The following is a 17,166-nucleotide window of genomic DNA, read 5'->3' as shown; positions in this document are numbered from 1 at the left end:
GAGATCGTCCGATAGCTTGCCCAGACCGAGGTAAACTTCGTCGGTTTCCGCTTCCGGAACGGCTTCAAGGACCGCTGTTTCCCGCTCTTCCTCCGGTCTTGGAAGAGCCAGGATAGTCTCCGTCAACGCCTCGCCGTGAAGGCGCTCTCGCAGCCAAAGACCCTGCAAGAAGGTGGCGTCCAGCGCCGCCTGACATAAGCGATCGGTCTTGGAAGGCTCAGTCTTCGCGGTTACTTCGGGCGATGTTGTGCAGGATGCCAGGAGCATCGCTGCCACCGCCAGGGCAAGCCTCATATGATCCCGAAGGTCGCCCAGCCGAGGCCGAAGAACAGGACGGTCGTCACGGCGCCGACGCCGAGGACGTAGATCCACTCCTTCTCCTTGTCCGCGAAGAGCGCGAGCGTGATCACCCGCGCGAGCGAGCCCGCCGCGAAGGGCAGGACCGAGAGGCAGAGGACGGCGAGGAAGTTGAGCGGCGGGCCTTCCGCGGCAACGCCCGACAGCATCAGGCCGCCGATGAAGAGCACGATCGAGGCGACGAGGAAGACGATCGCGACGGGCATCCGCTTGGTCGCGAACGGCAGGCCGAAGCCGCACAGGAAGATCATCGCGAAGCAGACGACGTAGAGGAAGACGGCCATGGGCACTCCGGATCGGAAACGGTCGAGGGGCCTCTAGCGCGGCTTTCGCGCGAGGGCGAGACCCGGCGGGGCTTGTGGACGCACCGAGGGCTCTCCATCTCGGCGCGCACCGGCCCGCTTCTCGTGTCCGGGTCCGGGAGCGCCCTTCTTGTCCTTCCTCCTCATCGCGGTCGGCCTCGTCGGCCTCCTCTTCGGCGGCGAGATGCTCGTTCGCGGCGCGGTCAGCCTGGCAAAGCGCTTGGGAATCTCTCCGCTCGTCATCGGGCTGACCCTTGTCGGCTTCGGCACCTCGACGCCGGAGCTGGTCACCAGCATCCAGGCTGCGCTCGCAGGCTCGCCGGGCGTCGCCGTCGGCAACGTCGTCGGCAGTAACATCGCCAACGTGCTCCTGATCTTGGGCATGGCGGCCTTGATCGCGCCCGTCGCGGCCGACCCGCGCGCGTTCAGGCGGGACGGCGGCGCGCTGATCGCCGCGACGATCCTCGGCGTCCTCACCATCCTCCTCGGCACGATCGAGTGGGAGCTCGGCCTCGTCCTCATCTGTGGCCTCGTTCTCTACCTCGCTGCCGTCCTGATGATCGAGCGGCGGGACGTGGAGGCCGGGCGGCTGGTCGAAGAGAGCGAGACGCTGACCGAGGCGCCGGGCGGCGCGGCCGTCGCCTTCTTGTTCTTCTTGGGCGGCCTCGTCGTGACCGTCCTCGGCGCACGGTTCCTCGTCACGGGGGCGGTCGACATCGCACGTAGCTTCGGCGTGTCGGAGGCCGTCATCGGCCTCACCCTCGTCGCCGTCGGCACCTCGCTCCCGGAGCTCGTCACCTCGGTGATCGCGGCGCGCAAGGGTCAGGCCGACGTCGCGCTCGGCAACGTCGTCGGCAGCAACATCTACAACATCCTCGGGATCCTAGGGGTGACCGCCCTCGTGCGACCGCTCGAAGTACCGCCGGAGATCGCCCGCTTCGACGTCTGGGTGATGGCGGCCTCGACGGTCGCGCTGGTCGTCGCCGTCGTCAGCGGCTGGCGCGTGACGCGGACCGAAGGCGCGATGCTGCTCGCGGCCTACGCCGCCTACATCGCCTGGCTGGTGCTTCAGCTCTGAGAGAAGCGCTTCTGTAGGGCACGCTGCGCCGCCTCGTGCGTCAGGCTGAGGTGGAGCGGCGTGACCGAGACGCGGTTGTGTTCGAGCGCGTGGACGTCCGTGCCCGCTTCCGCCTCGGAAGGGTGCCCGTGAAAGCCGAACCAGTAGTAGGCCTGCTGACGAAGGTCCGTGCGCTCCTCGGCGTAGAGCTCGAGGTTCTCGCGGCGGCCCTGACGGGTCACCTCGACACCCGCGACCTCCTCCGGTCCGCAGTCGGGGAAGTTGAGGTTGACGACCACGTCCGACGGCCAGCCCTCCTCGAGAAGCGTGCGGATGACGCCCGGCGCGTGCGCCTCGGCGGTCTCCCAGCGCGCCTCGAAGCGGCTCGTCCTGGCCAGCGAGAGCGCGATCGACGGGACGCCCAGCGTCATGCCCTGGAACGCCGCGGCGATCGTGCCGGACATGGTCACGTCCTCGGCGATGTTCTGGCCGTTGTTCACGCCGGACAGGATGAGGTCGGGGCGCATGTCCTTCAGCACCTGATGGATGCCGAGGTGGACCGCGTCGGTCGGCGTGCCGTCGACCGCGTAGCGGCGCTCGCCCGCCTGACGGATGCGCAGGGGCCGGGTGATCGTGATCGACCGCGCCATGCCGGAGCTGTCCTGCTCGGGCGCCACGGTCCAGACGTCGTCCGACAGCTTCGCCGCGATCGCCTCCAGCGTCTGCAGGCCTTCGGCGTTGATGCCGTCGTCGTTGGAGAGAAGGATGCGCATAGGGATTCCGTTTCGTTGCCGCCGACCTGCCGCGGCGGTTCTGCCGAGACAAGGCAGCGGCGGCGCGGCTTGGCCGGATCAGGTCAACGTGACGATCGCGGCCGGGTCGCTGAACACCACCTCGCCAGCCTGCGGCGGCAAGGAAGCGCCCGGCCTTACCGCGAGCGCGACGCGCAACACCTCGTCGCCGTGTCGTCGTTCGAAGGCGAGGGTGCCATCCGGCGCCCCTATCGGCACGTAGGCTCCCTCATCGAAGAGGGCGGGCCTTTCCCGCCGCAAGGTCAGCATGGCTCGCGTCGCGGCGAACTTGCGGCCCGAGGGGTCGTCGCCCGTGTCGCGCTGCCTCTTCTGGAGGGCGTGCCAGTCCACGGGGCGGCGGTTGTCCGGATCGACGAGCGAAAGGTCCGTCAGCTCGCGGCCTTGATAGGTGTCGGGCACGCCCGGGATCGCGGCCTTGAGCACCGTCCTCGCGACGCTCAGATCAGCGGCAGGTTCCGCTAACGTCGTAGCCGCTCTTCGCGCGTGCCCTGCGAGCTCGCCCTCGCAAGCCTTGCGGGCGAGCCGTTCGAGGGCGCGCTCATAGGCCTCGTCTTGATCCGTCCACGACGTGTCCCGCTTGCGCTCACGCGCGGCTTTGAGCACGTACTCGGCGAGGCGGTCGGCGAGGTCCGCCTCGCCGTCCTCGCCGTTGACCGGCCAGAAGCCGACCAGGGTCTGGAAGATCAGGTAGCAGGTATTGTCCGCGAGGCCGCTCCGAAGGTCCGTGCTCGCTTCGAACCAGTCCCGCGCCCACCCGGCCCACTCGTCCGGCCTATGCGTCGCGGCGGCGAGGCGCATGCGCACGTCCTCGCCACGCTTGGTGTCGTGGGTCGCGGTCGCGGACAGGGCCAAGGGTTCGATCCGGGCCCGCTCGACCATTCGGTCGTGGAAGGCCGTCGCCGTCCTTCCGAAGAGGGCCGGATCGCCGCCGACCTCGTTCAGCATGGACCAGCGATGCCACCGGTAGAAGCTCGTGTCCTCCACCGCCTTGGCGGTGACGGGGCCGGTCATCTGCTGGAAGGTCAACGCCTCGGAGCGGGCAGGATCGGAGAGGACGGCGAGGACCGCCGCGTGCGTCTCGTCACCCTCGCCGGCGAAGCGGCGCAGGCGCTCGGCGTCGGCCGCGTCGCCGCCTCGCAGATAGGTGCGGTAGACGGGGAAGCTGCCCGCGATGTCCTCAAGCGCCCGCAGGACGGCGTCCCGGTCCAGCGTCTCGGCCTTCGCGATGATGGCCGCGAGCGCGCCGAACTCGTGCGCGAAGGGGCCTTCCATGACCTGGCGCTTCGCCTCGGCGACGACCTCGTCGAAGACGCGCTCGTCGCTACACAGCTCGGCATAAAGGTGCGTGAGCGGCCCCTCCGCCCCCGTGTCCACCATCACGCCGTCGAGCCAAGGCATCACCGCGTAACCGGTCTCGCCGCGCACGGGCCAGCTTTCGGGCAGGCGCTCTTCGCTCTCGACGATCTTCTCGACCCAGACGGGCGGGACGGAGACATCGGGGAAGAGCCCCGCCAGGCGTTCGAGGTAGCCCTGCGGGTCGCGCATGCCGTCGACGTGGTCGACGCGGAGACCATCCACGAGCCCGGCTTCGACCAGCTCGCGGATCAGACGGTGCGAGCGTTCGAAGACCGCCTCGTCCTCCATCCGCACGCCGATGAGGTCGGTGATGTCGAAGAAGCGCCGGTAGTTGAGCTTCTCCAGCTCGCGCCAGAAGGACAGCTCGTAGGCTTGCGCCGCGACGGTCTCGGCGATGTCCCCCTTCTCGGACCCTTCGGCCAGCGGGAAGCGCGCGTCGTAATAGGCGAGCGCGCGGCCGAAATCGTCGTCATCGACGACGGACAGCTCGCCGTTCTTCAACACCTCTTCGAGCGGCGCGCCGAGGATCGGCAGGACGATGCGGCCCTCCGCCTTGTCCCAGTCGATGTCGAAGGTATCCGCATGCTCGGACGCCCGGCCCTCGCGCAGCACGCTCGCGAACCAGGGGTTCTTCGGGTGCGCGGCCATGTGGTTCGGCACGATGTCGAGGATCACGCCGACGCCGTGCTCGTTCAGCGCGCGGACCATCGCTTCGAAGGCGTCGCGGCCACCGAGTTCGGGGTTGAGCGCGTTGTAGTCCGTGACGTCGTAGCCGTGGGTCGAGCCCGGCCCCGCGGCGAAGACGGGGCTCGCATAGAGGTGGCTGATGCCCAGGCCTGCGAGGTAGGGCGCCAGCTCGCCAGCGCGAGCGAACGTCGTCTCGCCGCCGAACTGGATGCGGTAGGTGGCGGTGACGGGTCTCATCGTGCGGCTGCGAGCGCGAGGCGGCGCGCGCCCTCGTCCTTCGTCCAGTCCTCGAGGTCTGACGCGTAGCGCACGGCCCAGTTGGGGTGCTCGTCCATCGTGCCGGGCATGTTGACCTGTTCTTCTTGCAGCAGGACGTCCTCCAGAGCCGCCATGACGACGGCGGCGTTCGAGCGTGCGAGGAAGCGGTGCGCCGCCTCGACGACCTCTTCGGGGCTGTGTCCGTCGTGTACGCCCCAAACGCCGAAGAGGCCGCGGCGTTCCGCGTCGCGCTCGCCGCGCGTCCAGGCGCGCTGGTCCTCCGTCTGGTCCTCGATCGCGGCGCGCGCCTCGATGTCGGTGCCCGACAGCCAGCCCGGGATCGGTGCGATGTCGTGCGTACTCGCGACGGCGAGGCAAAGGCGTGGGTAGTCCTCCGCCGTCTGGAAGTTGCCTTCTTCGTCGCGAGTCCAGCGCGCGACCTCGTAGGAGAGGATGTTCGCAGCATGCAGGGCTTCGGTCAGCCCTTCGGGCACGGTGCCCAGATCTTCGCCGATGACGAGGCAGTGATGCGCCTGGCTCTCCTCCGCCGTCGCGGCGATCATGTCGCCGCGCGGAAACTTGACGTAGCCGCCGGTCGTCGCCGTGGCGTCCTTCGGAATCCAGAACTGCCGGTCGTAGCCGAGCACGTGATCGATCCGCAGCGCGCCGGCATAGGTCATGGAGGCCGCGAGTACCGCGCGGAGCGGGGCGTAGCCCTGAGCCGCGAGCATGCGCGGGTTCATCGGCGCGAGGCCCCAGTCCTGGCCCGAAAGCGCCATCGGGTCCGGCGGCGCGCCGAGGCGGACACCCCGGGCATAGGCGTCCGCCCCCGACCAGACTTCGGAGCCGTCGGGGGCCGCGCCGACCGCGAGGTCGAGGTAGAGCGTCGTCGCCGGCTGCGCGGCAACGCCGGCGCCGGCGGCGTCGTCGAGTTGCAGCTTGGCGATCCACTGAAGGTAGGCGTGGAAGCGGATGCGATCCTGATGCTCAGCCGCGAAGGCGGCGACGGCATCGCTCTCGGGGTCTTGGTACTCTTCGGGCCAGGCGTGGAAGCCGCCCCAGCACGCCTTCGCGGCGTGATGCTCGGCGAGCGCTTCGAACAGGGCGTGGCGCTCGAGCGCCTGGCCGCCCGCCTCCCTGAACTGCGCGAACATGGTGCGGCGCGCATCGATGGCGTTCGCTTCGAAGGCCGCGAAGAGGGCTTCGAAGGCAGGCTTCTTCGCCGCCGCGACCGACTGGTAGTCGATCCGGTCACCAGCCCGCGCCTCCGCGATCAGGGCCTCCGTCTCCGGCGTGCGAAGCTCAGCGGCTTCCTCGCCGACAGCTGCCGCCTCGGGATCGATGTAGAGGACGTTCAGGAACAGCCGCGAGGACGGGTAGTAGGGGCTTCGCCGGGCGGGATCGGCGAGGAAGAGCGCGTGAAGCGGGTTCACGCCGACATAGTCCGCGCCGAGATCGGCGGCCCAGCGGACGACGTGAGCGAGGTCGGTGAAGTCCCCAATGCCCCAGTTCCGCTTCGAGCGCAGGGCGTAGAGCTGCACCGCGACGCCCCACGCCTTGCCGCCGTCCTGCAGCTGCGGCGGCATGTAGGCCTTCGCTTGGGACAGCGAAGCGGGCGGAGCGTCGTAGCCGCGCAGGATCTCGGCCAGCGCTTCGAGCGTGCTTTCCGGCACCTCGCGCCGCTCGCCGCCGACGATGTGATAGCTCGTCGGCAGGCCGAGGCTCTCATACTCGGTCATCGTGCGATGCTCGCGGTGAGGGACCAAGGGGGCATAGCGCTCGGCACGAGCGCGTCGTGGGTCGAGAAGATCACCTCGCCAGGCATGTCGCCGTGAACGCCGCCGCCCTCGGGCGAGAGGTTGGCGCAGATCGTCAACGTACCTTCGCCGAAGCGGTAGCGGGCGAGGACCGTGTCGCCCTCGTTCTCAGCCTCGGCCCCCTGTCCGCCGCTTTTGAGGAGCGGGACCACGTGCTCGTGCCGCAAGGCGAGGAGCTCCTTGAAGAGAGCGATCCTGTCGGCATGGCGGTGCCGGCCCATCTCCTGCCAGTCGAGCTTGGCCGCGAGGAAGGTCTCTTGCGCGTTGGGATCGGGGATGACCTCGCGCGCGGCGGGGTCGCGGAACGCTTCGAACCGCCCGAACTCTTCGCGCCGGCCGTTCCGCACCGCCTCTGCGAGCTCGCCGTGAAAGTCGCAAAAGAAGGGGAAGGTCGAGGACGAGGCCCACTCCTCGCCCATCCAGATCATGGGGATCTGAGGCCCGAGGAGGTAGAGCGCGGTGGCCGCGACGACGGCCTCTTCGGGCGCCGCCTCGTCTATCCTGTCGCCGAGCGCGCGGTTGCCGACCTGGTCGTGGTTCTGGATGAAGTTGACGAAGGCCGTGGTCGGAAGGCCGCCCGACGGCGTGCCCCGCGCCTTGTCGCCCCGGTGGTGGGAAGGCTGGCCCTGATAGTCGAAGCCCTCGCGCAGGACCTTCGCCAGGCGCTCACCCGGCGCGGGGTAGTCGGCGTAGTAGCCATCGGTCTCGCCGGTGATCATGCGGTGGACGACGTGGTGGAAGTCGTCGTTCCACTGTCCGTCGTAGAAGACCGCCTCACCGTCCTTGCGGACCAGAAGCTCCGACGTGTTGTCGTCGTTCTCGAGGATCAGGTGAACGTGGCGGCCTTTGGTGCGTTCGCGGATCGCTTCGGCCATCTCCTCCAGGAAGTGGCCGCGCCCCTCCGCCGCCGCCATGCCGCTGATCGCCTGCACCGCGTCGAAGCGGATGCCGTCGAAGCGGTACTCGGTCAGCCACATGACCGCGTTCTGAATGAAGAACTCGCGCACCGGCGCACGCCCGAAGTTCAGCGCCGCGCCCCAGGGCGTGTGCTTCTCCTGGTCGAAGAAGTCCTGGGCGTAGGCACCGAGGTAGTTCCCGTCCGGGCCGAAGTGGTTGTAGACCACATCGATCAGCATCTGCAGGCCGAGGCCGTGCGCCTCGTCGATCAGGCGCCGAAGGTCGTCGGGCGTGCCGTAGGACGTGTCCGGCGCGAACTGCAGGACGCCGTCATAACCCCAGTTCCGCGCCCCCGCGAACGAGGCGACCGGTAGGATCTCGATCGCCGTGACGCCGAGCTCCTTGTAGTGGGAAAGCTTGCGCCGCAGCCCGTCGAAGGTGCCTTCCGGCGTCGCGGCGCCGACATGGACCTCCTCGATGACGGTGTCTTCCCACGGGCGGCCGCGCCACTCGGTGTGGCGCCATTCATAGGCGCCTGGATCGACGATCAGGCTCGGTCCGTGCACATCGTCCTTCTGCCCGCGCGAGGCGGGGTCCGGAACGCGCAGATCGCCGACCTGATACTGATAGGTGTCGCCCGCCTTCGCACCTTCGACGAACGCTTCGCGCCAGCCCTCCTGGGCCGCCGCCATGTCGACGGAACGGCCCTGATACAGCAGCGCCACGGCGTCGGCGTTGGGCGCCCAGAGGCGAAAGCGCGCGCCGCCCTCTTCGAGCGTCACGCCGTGGGGGATGGGTCCGAGGCTCATTCTTCCTCCGTCTCTTCGTCGTCTTCCTCGACCCGCTTCACGAACAGGCACAAGGAACGCGGACCGATCTGACCGCTCTCTGCGAGGGGCGCGTCCTCGTCCTCCTCGGCGAGGAAGCCCCCAGCGACCGTCGTATCGATCAGCTGCCGCCAGGGGGCCGCGGACGCGACGTCCTGGGGCAGGATGTAGTCGACCGCGTCGGGGCTGGCGTTCATCAGGATCAAGAACGTATCGTCCGTCTCCTTCTCGCCGCGGGCCGTCAGGTGGACCTGGCCCGCCTCTCCGGAAAGAAGGAGACCGAAGCAGCGGTTCTCGCCATTGTCCCAGTCCGCCTGCTGCATGTCATTCCCGTCGGGGCGCAGCCAGCGGACGTCCTGGACCTCCGTGCCCTCGATCTTGCCGCCCGAGAAGAAGCGGTGACGGTGGAAGACGATGTGCTCCTTCCTGAGGCGGATGAGCCGCTTGACGTAGCGCAGGAACTGATCGCCTTCCTTGGTCTCGCTCCAGTCGATCCAACCGATCTCGCTGTCTTGGCAGTACGCGTTGTTGTTCCCGCCTTGGGTCCGGGCGCGTTCGTCGCCGGCCAGGATCATCGGGATGCCCTGGCTGAGGAGGAGCGTCGCGAGGAAGTTGCGACGCTGCCTCGCGCGCAGCTCCTTGATCTCGGGATCGTCCGTCGGTCCCTCGGCGCCGTGGTTCCAGGACAGGTTGTTGGAGTGCCCGTCCTTGCCCCCCTCGCCGTTCGCCTCGTTGTGCTTCTCGTTGTAGGAGACGAGGTCCTGAAGCGTGAAGCCGTCATGGGCGGTGATGAAGTTGACGCTCGCCCACGGCCTGCGCCCTTGGTGGTTGAAGAGGTCGGGGCTGCCGGAAACCCGCGTGCCGAGCTCGCCGAGCTGTCCGGGGTCGCCCTTCCAGTAGCGGCGGACGGTGTCTCTGTACTTGTCGTTCCACTCGGACCATCCGGGCGGGAAGCCGCCGACCTGATAGCCGCCCATGCCCGTGTCCCAGGGCTCGGCGATCATCTTGACCTTGGACAGGACCGGGTCCTGCGCGATCGCGGTCAGGAAGCCCGCATATTGCGAGTAGCTGCCGTTCACCCGCGCAAGCGTGGTCGCGAGGTCGAAGCGGAAGCCGTCGACCCGCATCTCCTGCACCCAGTACCGCAAGCTGTCCGTCACCATACGGAGCACCGAGGGGTGGCGCAGCTCGAGCGCGTTCCCCGTGCCGGTGAAGTCGTTGTAGTAGCGGCGATTGTCGGTGAGGTAGTAATAGGCAGTGTTGTCGATGCCGCGGAAAGACAGCGTCGGCCCCAAGTGATTGCCCTCGGCGGTGTGGTTGTAGACCACGTCGAGGATCACCTCGATGCCGTTCTCGTGCATCACCTGGACGAAGGTCTTCACGCCGGAGACGCCGCCGTCCGAGGTGTAGTCCGGGTTCGGCGCGAAGAAGCCGATGGAGTTGTAGCCCCAGTAGTTACGAAGACCCTTCTCGAGAAGGTGGCTGTCCTGGACGAAGGCGTGGATCGGCAGGAGCTCGACGGCCGTGACGCCGAGGTCGCGCAGGTAGCGCACCACCGCAGGGTCGGTCATGCCGAGGAAGGTCCCCCGGCGCTGCTCGGGCATCCCCGGCCACTGCATCGTGAAGCCGCGCAGATGCGTCTCGTAGATGATCGACTCGTGGCTGGGACGCCGCGGCCGCGTGTCGGTCCAGGTGAAGGCCGGGTCGATCACCTCCGCCTTCGGCACGTAGGGCCCCGAGTCCTCGTCCGAGAAGCTGAGGTCCTGATCCTTGTGGCCGAGCTTGTAGCCGAACACGGCGGGGTTCCACTCGACCTCGCCGACGATCTTCTTCGCGTAGGGATCGAGGAGCAGCTTGTTCGGGTTGAAGCGCAGGCCCTGGTCCGGCTCGTAAGGACCATGCACGCGCCAGCCGTAGAGCTGTCCGGGGCGGACCTCGGGCAGGTAGGCGTGCCAGACTTCGTGCGTCACCTCCGGCATGGCGATGCGTTGCGTTTCCTTTCCGTCAGCGCCGAAAAGGCACAGCTCCACCTTCGTCGCGGCCGCTGAGAACAGCGCGAAGTTGGTGCCGGACCCGTCCCAAGTCGCGCCCAGCGGATAGGGGGCACCCGGCCAAACTCGCATGGAAGAACTCCTGAACGATGAGACATCGGCGGTAAGCGCCCGCTCATCGCGTGCCAAGCCTGCCACCATTGCAGTTGCGAACACGAGCCCGTGGGGACCGTTCCGAAGCGCGTGAGCTTCTGCACTTCGCGCTTTGTTGTGGCCGCGCGCGCCGTTAGCCCGGAGATATGAGCGAGACCAAGCCCCTGCCCGGACCCAAGCGCAAAGCCCGAGCGAAGAAGGCCCCTGCCGGCCCCAGGGCCGACGCGCCCGCCAAGCGGAAGGCGCGCTCGGTCAAGAAAGGCGCAGAACCGCAAGCGCCTGTAGTCGTACCCTCGAAAGCGCCGCTGATCCTCGCTGCGGGCAGCCACGCCCCGGGGGCAGCGGCAGAGATGGCCTCGCGGCTCGGCTTCACCGCGATCCTCGTCTCTCCCTATGGCCCGATGGGGAAGCCGGTACGCGACGTACCCGACGACACGGCGGCCGCCGTGATACGCGAGGCCGGGACGGGGGGCGCCGCCGTCATCGCGGAGATGCCCTGGCTGCTGCACGCGCGGAGCTCCCCGCTGATCGAGGCGCATCCCGACTGGTTCGAGGGCGGGGCAGGCCGACCCGAAGGGCCGATCGCCGATCCGCGGCTACCCAGCCAGCGCGAAGCCCGCCGGCTGCTCATTCAGCGGCAAGAACTGTGGGAACCGCTCGGCCAATGGTTCGCCGAGCGGGCGAAGCGGCTGGCGGCGGTCGGCGCGACCGGCGTCCGCCTGCCCGACTTGGCCTCGGCGCCCGCTCCCTTCTGGTCGGTCGTCGTCGGTCACCTGCGCGAGGCTCTCCCGGACCTTCTGATCCTCGGCGACGCGCTCGGCGGCGCGTTCTCGGGCGTCGCGGCGGCGCAGGACGCCGGGTTCGACTACATCCTGGCGTCCGACGCTTGGTGGGACGGCCGGGCAGGGTGGTTTTGGGACCAGAAGGCCGCGCTGCGCGTCCCCACGCTCGGCATGCCGCAGGGGCCGGACGGCGACGAGCTGAGGACCAGAATGCCGGCGGGCGAAGGCTTCGCGGGCTTCGCGGCGTCGCGCACGGCGCGGTCGCTCCTCACCAGCGAAGCGCTCCTGGTGCCGGCGAGCCTGATCGATCAGGCGGGCGAGGACTACGAGGCTTCGCTGAAGGCGCTTCTCGCCGCGCGCAAGGCGGCCGGCTGGCTCGACGTACCGGGACCGCTCGTCCCTGCCGGCACGCGTGGGCTTCTCCGCGCGAGCGGCGATCTTCGCTCGGCCGAGCACGCCTGGGCCTTGGCGCCGGGCGAGGGCGAGGCGCTGACGGCGGCGGGTGGCCTGATGGTGCCGTCCGGGCGGGCCATCGTCTTGGGCACCGATCGGCTCGTCGCGCTGACGCGGCGGGACGGAACCGGCGACAAGGCGCTGCCTGAACGGCAGTCGCGCAAGCTGCTCGACGACCTGGCGAGCCGTCGGGTGGCGATCGAGGACGTCTACCCCGTCGTGAATGCCGGCCGCTTCCCCGCGAAGCGCATCGTAGGAGACACGCTCGCCGTTGGCGCCGACGTGTTCGTGGACGGTCACGACATAGTGGCCGCCGACCTCGTCCTTACGGAACCCGGCGCCGATCCGGTCCGCGTGCCGATGAGGAAGGGACTGAACGACCGCTTCGGCGCGCAGGTGACGTTGACGCGGATGGGCAGCGCCTCCTTCGCCATCGAAGCCTTCAAGGATCGCTATGCGAGTTGGCTCGACGAGGTGACGAAGAAGCGCGCCGCGGGCGTGAACGTCGAGGTCGAGACCATCGAAGGCCAACAGATCGTCGAGGCGTCGCTGAAGGTCGCCGAGGACGCGAAGCTGACGGAAGACGAGGCCGAAGCGCTGCGCGTGACGCGCGAGGCGATGAGGGCCTCGAAGGGCGAGACCGAAGCGATGCTCGCCGCGCTCACGAACCCCGCCCTCGGCGAAGTGCTGCGGCGGCACGGGGAGCGGGCCTACCTGACGCGCAGCCGTGACTACCCCCTGACCGTCGACCGCCGTCAGGCGCGCTTCTCCTCGTGGTACGAGCTCTTCCCCCGATCCCAGTCGGGCACCACCGAGCGTCACGGGACCTTCGACGACGTAATCGGCCGATTGCCTTACGTGAAGGATCTCGGCTTCGACGTCCTCTACTTCCCGCCGATCCACCCCGTCGGGAAGACGAACCGGAAGGGCAAGAACAACTCGCTGAAGGCCGAGCCCGGCGATGTCGGCTCGCCTTACGCCATCGGCTCGGAGGAGGGGGGCTACACCTCGGTCCATCCGGAGCTCGGCACGATCGAGGACTTCGACCGGCTGGTGACGGCGGCGGCCGAGCACGGCCTCGAGATCGCGCTCGACATCGCGCTCAACTCCTCGCCTGACCATCCGTGGATCAAGAGCCACCCTGAATGGTTCGACCACCGCCCCGACGGCACGATCAAGTTCGCCGAGAATCCGCCTAAGAAGTACGAGGACATCGTCAACCTCCACTACTACGGCGAGGCGATCCCCGGACTCTGGTACGAGCTGCGCGACATGTTCCTATTCTGGTGCGAACACCGCGTACGGATGTTCCGCATCGACAACCCACACACCAAACCCTACCCCCTTTGGGAGTGGATCATCGCCGAGGTGAAGCGGCAATATCCCGACGCGCTCTTCCTGTCCGAGGCCTTCACGCGGCCCAAGGTGATGAAGCGGCTCGGCAAGCTCGGCTTCACGCAGAGCTACACCTACTACACCTGGCGGAACACGAAGCACGAGCTTCAGACCTACGTCGAGCAGCTGACCCAGACCGACGACCGCGAGGTGATGAACCCGAACTTCTTCATCAACACGCCGGACATCAACCCGATACCGCTGCAGACCAACAACCGCACCGCGCACGTCGCGCGGACGATCCTGGCCGGCACGCTCGCCTCGTCCTACGGGCTCTACAACGGCATCGAGATCGTCGAGTCGACCGTGCTCCCCGGCAAGGAGGAGTATCTCAACTCCGAGAAGTACGAGATCCGCGTCTGGGACATGGACAGGCCGGGGCACATCAAGGACGACATCAGGCTCCTGAACCGCCTGCGCCGCTACCATCCCGCCCTGCAGGACCACTGCACGGTTCGTTTCCTGACCGCGTGGAACGATCAGGTCATCTGGTACGCGAAGCGCACGCCGGACCTGCGCGACTACCTCCTCTTCGCGGTGACCTTCGACTATCACGGCGATCAGCGTGCGCCTTGCGAGCTGCCCCTGTGGGAGTTCGGCCTGCCCGACGATGCGTCCATCGATGCGCAAGACCTCGTCACCGGCAGCAGCTTCACCTGGCACGGCAAGATGCAGGACATCACGCTCGGGCCCGACCGGCCCTACGCCGCCTTCCAACTCTTCGGCCCGGAGGATCGCCTGCCGCGCGACCCGGCCCCCCTCTACAACGACCCCAAGGGTGCCTGATGATAGACCGTGAACAAACAGATTGGTACAAGGACGCGATCATCTATCAGACCCATGTGAAGGCCTATGCCGACGCCAACAATGACGGCATCGGCGACTTCAAGGGGCTGACCTCGAAGCTCGACCACATCCAGGAACTGGGCGCGACGGCGATCTGGCTTCTGCCCTTCTACCCCTCGCCCTTGCGCGACGACGGCTACGACATCGCCGACTACATGGGCGTGAACCCCTCCTACGGGGACGTCGACGACCTGAAGGAGTTCATCGACGCAGCGCATGAGCGCGGCATCCGCGTCATCACCGAGCTCGTGATCAACCACACCTCGGATCAGCACGAATGGTTCCAGCGCGCGCGCCACGCGCCCAAAGGCAGCCCCGAGCGCGACTGGTACGTCTGGTCGGACGATCCGACCAAGTACGACCAGACGCGGATCATCTTCCTCGATACCGAGCCGTCGAACTGGAGCTGGGACCCGGTCGCGGGCCAGTACTACTGGCACCGCTTCTTCCACCACCAGCCCGACCTCAACTTCGACAACCCCGAGGTGCTCAAGGCCGTCATCGACGTCATGCACTTCTGGCTCGAGGCGGGCGTCGACGGTCTCAGGCTCGACGCGATCCCCTACCTGATCGAACGCGACGGTACGAACAACGAGAACCTTCCCGAGACCCACGACGTCCTCAAGGCGATCCGCGCCGCGCTCGACGAGCGCTGGGGCGACCGGATGCTCCTCGCCGAGGCCAATCAGTGGCCGGAGGACACGGCCGAGTACTTCGGCGAGGGGAACGAGTGCCACATGGCGTTCCACTTCCCGCTGATGCCGCGCATGTACATGGCCGTGGCGCAGGAGGACCGTCACCCGATCACCGACATCATGCGGCAGACCCCGCAGATCCCAGAAGGCTGCCAGTGGGCGATCTTCCTTCGCAACCATGACGAGCTCACGCTCGAGATGGTGACGTCCGAAGAGCGCGACTACCTCTGGCGGACCTACGCCGAGGACCGCCGCATGCGGATCAACCTCGGCATCCGCCGCCGCCTGGCGCCGCTCTTGGGCGGTGACCGGCGCAAGATCGAGCTGATGAAGGGCCTCCTCCTGTCGATGCCGGGGACGCCCGTCCTCTATTATGGCGACGAGATCGGCATGGGCGACAACATCTACCTCGGCGACCGCGACGGGGTCAGGACGCCCATGCAGTGGTCGCCCGACAGGAACGGCGGTTTCAGCCGCGCCGACCCGCAGCGCCTTTACAGCCAGCCGATCATGGATCCGGTCTACGGCTATCCGTCCGTGAACGTCGAGGCGCAGGGCAAGAACCCCGCGAGCCTCCTCAATTGGACGCGCCGCCTCCTTGCCATCCGCAAGAACCACAAGGCGTTCGGGCGCGGCAGCCTGCGCTTCTTGATGCCGCGCAACCGGCGCGTCCTCGCCTATCTGCGCGAGCACGAGGACGATACGATCCTCTGCGTCGTCAACCTCTCGAGCCGCGCCCAGTCGGTCGAGCTCGACCTGTCCGAGTTCGAAGGCGACGTGCCGGTCGAGCTTTCGGGCCGGGCGGCCTTCCCGCCCGTCGGCCAGCTGCCCTACCTCCTGACCATGCCGGGCTACGGCTTCTACTGGTTCAGGCTGACGGACGCGGAGGACATTCCCTCCTGGCACGAGACGCTGCCCGAGCCCGTGCCGGACCTCGCCACGGTCGTCCTGCGCAAGGAGGAGACGCGGCTCGACGCCGGCGCCGCCAAGCAGACGCTCGAGAGCGACTCCCTCCGCCGCTTCCTGCCGAACCAGCGCTGGTTCGCGGACAAGACCGGCACGATCTCCAGCGTGACGATCCGCGAGGCGGGCATGGTCGGACCGGAGGACAACCCGGTCCACCTTCTGACCGCGGACGTGAAGAGTACGAGCGGCACGACGACCTACTTCGTCCCGCTGACCTCTCCGCAAGAAGAGGACGGCGGGCCGATCTCGGCCTACTGGGTCGCGAAGCTGCGCCGCGTCGCCGACGTGCGGCCGCTCTACGACGCGCTGTCCGACGACAGCCTCGCCTGCGCGACGCTCGAGGCGATGCGCGAGGAGACGGTCGCGGGCCGCGTCGCCTTCCGCAAGACGAAGGCGCTCGACGAGGTCCACCTCGCGGAGGACGACACCGTCGCCCGCCTGCTCGGCGAGCAGTCGAACAGCTCGGTGCGCATGGGCCGTTCGGCGATCCTCAAGGGCATTCGCCAACTTCACGCCGGCATCCACCCCGAGGTCGAGGTCAGCCGCTTCCTCACCGAGGTCGCCGGATTCGAGAACAGCCCCGCCCTTCTCGGGTGGGCCGAGCTTCAGGGCGAAGGCGACGAGACGACGGCGCTGATGGTGCTGCACGGTTTCGTCGAGAACCAGGGCGACGCCTGGACACGCTTCACCGACAGCCTCGTGCGGCGCCTTGAGACCGAGAGCTTGCACGGGGAGGACCGCGAGGACGACTACGCGCCGCCGCCCGTCCACGATCCCTTCCGCACGCTGGGCACGCGGGTCGGCGAGCTTCACGCTGCGCTGCGGACGCAGACGGACGATCCGGCCTTCGCCGCCGAGCCCGTCACCAAGGAAGACCTCGCCCATTGGAAGGACGGCGCGCGCGCCTTCGCCGAGGAGGCCTTCTCCGCGGGCAGCGGCGAGATGATGGACGCCTTCCGCGGCCGCCGGGACGAGGTCATGTCGATGATCGACGCCGTCGCCGCGCTGGAACCGAAGGGGCTCAAGTCCCGTATCCACGGCGACCTGCACCTCGGCCAGGTTCTCGTCGCGCAGGACGACTTCTACATCCTCGACTTCGAGGGCGAGCCTGCCCGCGCGCTCGAGGACCGTCGCCGCAAGACCTCGCCGCTGCGGGACGTCGCTGGCATGCTTCGCAGCTTCGACTACGCCGCCGCCTTTGCCGCGAGGCGCGCGTCCGAGGCCGGGCTGGTCGATGCGGACGAGGCACGAGCGCAGTCGCTGCGCTGGCGCGACGAGGCCGGCATGGGCTTCCTCAAGGGCTACTACGCGGCCGTCGAAGCGGCCGGGGTGCGCGAGGAGGACCGCGCCTTCGAACGCACCCTCCTGCGCTTCTTCACGCTCGAGAAGGCGCTCTACGAGGTCGCCTACGAAGCCAACAACCGGCCCGACTGGCTGCCGATCCCCCTCGGCGGCGTCCTCTCCATCCTGGACGGCGAGGCGTGATCCGCGCCCGCCGTCCCTCATGAGACAACG

The 17,166-nt window shown here is 68.2% G+C and carries 9 protein-coding genes; 3 read left to right on the top strand and 6 right to left on the bottom strand.

Going from position 1 to position 17,166, the window contains the following annotated elements; genetic code table 11:
- Window positions 1-290: 290 nt before the first annotated feature.
- Window positions 291-641: a hypothetical protein gene (locus tag GGQ59_RS07890; RefSeq protein WP_183817247.1), complete on the bottom strand. Its 351-nt coding sequence runs from the start codon at window positions 639-641 to the stop codon at window positions 291-293.
- A 148-nt stretch (window positions 642-789) separates the two neighbouring features.
- Between GGQ59_RS07890 and GGQ59_RS07885 the strand changes: the two genes are divergently transcribed.
- Window positions 790-1,737: a calcium/sodium antiporter gene (locus GGQ59_RS07885; protein ID WP_183817245.1), complete on the top strand. Its 948-nt coding sequence runs from the start codon at window positions 790-792 to the stop codon at window positions 1,735-1,737.
- Here the strand turns inward: GGQ59_RS07885 and surE are convergent.
- The 5 genes from surE to glgX form a co-directional block, all read right to left on the bottom strand.
- Window positions 1,728-2,489 carry a 5'/3'-nucleotidase SurE gene (gene surE / locus GGQ59_RS07880; protein ID WP_183817243.1) on the bottom strand — a complete coding sequence of 254 codons (762 nt, stop codon included), beginning with the start codon at window positions 2,487-2,489 and terminating at the stop codon, window positions 1,728-1,730. The two genes, GGQ59_RS07885 and surE, sit on opposite strands and share 10 nt — an antisense overlap.
- 78 nt (window positions 2,490-2,567) lie before the next feature.
- The gene (treY, locus tag GGQ59_RS07875) at window positions 2,568-4,808 is read right to left on the bottom strand and encodes a malto-oligosyltrehalose synthase (protein ID WP_183817241.1); all 2,241 of its coding nucleotides are present in this window, start codon (window positions 4,806-4,808) and stop codon (window positions 2,568-2,570) included.
- Window positions 4,805-6,568, bottom strand: a complete 1,764-nt coding sequence (gene malQ / locus GGQ59_RS07870) for a 4-alpha-glucanotransferase (RefSeq protein ID WP_183817239.1) — start codon at window positions 6,566-6,568, stop codon at window positions 4,805-4,807. Before malQ ends, treY begins: the two co-directional genes overlap by 4 nt.
- A complete protein-coding gene (treZ, locus tag GGQ59_RS07865) occupies window positions 6,565-8,352 on the bottom strand; it encodes a malto-oligosyltrehalose trehalohydrolase (protein WP_183817237.1) in 1,788 nt (595 codons plus the stop codon). The genes malQ and treZ overlap by 4 nt, the downstream gene beginning before the upstream one ends.
- Window positions 8,349-10,493: a glycogen debranching protein GlgX gene (gene glgX, locus GGQ59_RS07860; protein ID WP_221400932.1), complete on the bottom strand. Its 2,145-nt coding sequence runs from the start codon at window positions 10,491-10,493 to the stop codon at window positions 8,349-8,351. Before glgX ends, treZ begins: the two co-directional genes overlap by 4 nt.
- Window positions 10,494-10,660: 167 nt before the next feature.
- Here glgX and GGQ59_RS14760 point away from each other — a divergent pair, with 167 nt between their 5' ends.
- Together GGQ59_RS14760 and treS are read left to right on the top strand one after the other, a co-directional pair.
- A complete protein-coding gene (locus GGQ59_RS14760) occupies window positions 10,661-13,930 on the top strand; it encodes a maltotransferase domain-containing protein (protein ID WP_221400931.1) in 3,270 nt (1,089 codons plus the stop codon).
- Window positions 13,930-17,136 carry a maltose alpha-D-glucosyltransferase gene (gene treS, locus GGQ59_RS07850; RefSeq protein ID WP_183817235.1) on the top strand — a complete coding sequence of 1,069 codons (3,207 nt, stop codon included), beginning with the start codon at window positions 13,930-13,932 and terminating at the stop codon, window positions 17,134-17,136. Before GGQ59_RS14760 ends, treS begins: the two co-directional genes overlap by 1 nt.
- The last annotated feature ends 30 nt before the right edge of the window (window positions 17,137-17,166 follow it).

It is taken from the genome of Parvularcula dongshanensis, from assembly GCF_014199615.1.
Lineage (GTDB): Bacteria > Pseudomonadota > Alphaproteobacteria > Caulobacterales > Parvularculaceae > Parvularcula > Parvularcula dongshanensis.
The sequence above is the reverse complement of the archived record's forward strand: the minus strand, read 5'-3'. Positions and strand labels throughout refer to the sequence as shown.

Coding starts and splice junctions, on each gene's coding strand:
- treZ (WP_183817237.1), bottom strand. CDS start 8,352: ATGAGCCTCGGACCCATCCCCCACGGCGTGACGCTCGAAGAGGGCGGC.
- malQ (WP_183817239.1), bottom strand. CDS start 6,568: ATGACCGAGTATGAGAGCCTCGGCCTGCCGACGAGCTATCACATCGTC.
- treY (WP_183817241.1), bottom strand. CDS start 4,808: ATGAGACCCGTCACCGCCACCTACCGCATCCAGTTCGGCGGCGAGACG.
- glgX (WP_221400932.1), bottom strand. CDS start 10,493: ATGCGAGTTTGGCCGGGTGCCCCCTATCCGCTGGGCGCGACTTGGGAC.
- surE (WP_183817243.1), bottom strand. CDS start 2,489: ATGCGCATCCTTCTCTCCAACGACGACGGCATCAACGCCGAAGGCCTG.
- treS (WP_183817235.1), top strand. CDS start 13,930: ATGATAGACCGTGAACAAACAGATTGGTACAAGGACGCGATCATCTAT.
- GGQ59_RS14760 (WP_221400931.1), top strand. CDS start 10,661: ATGAGCGAGACCAAGCCCCTGCCCGGACCCAAGCGCAAAGCCCGAGCG.
- GGQ59_RS07890 (WP_183817247.1), bottom strand. CDS start 641: ATGGCCGTCTTCCTCTACGTCGTCTGCTTCGCGATGATCTTCCTGTGC.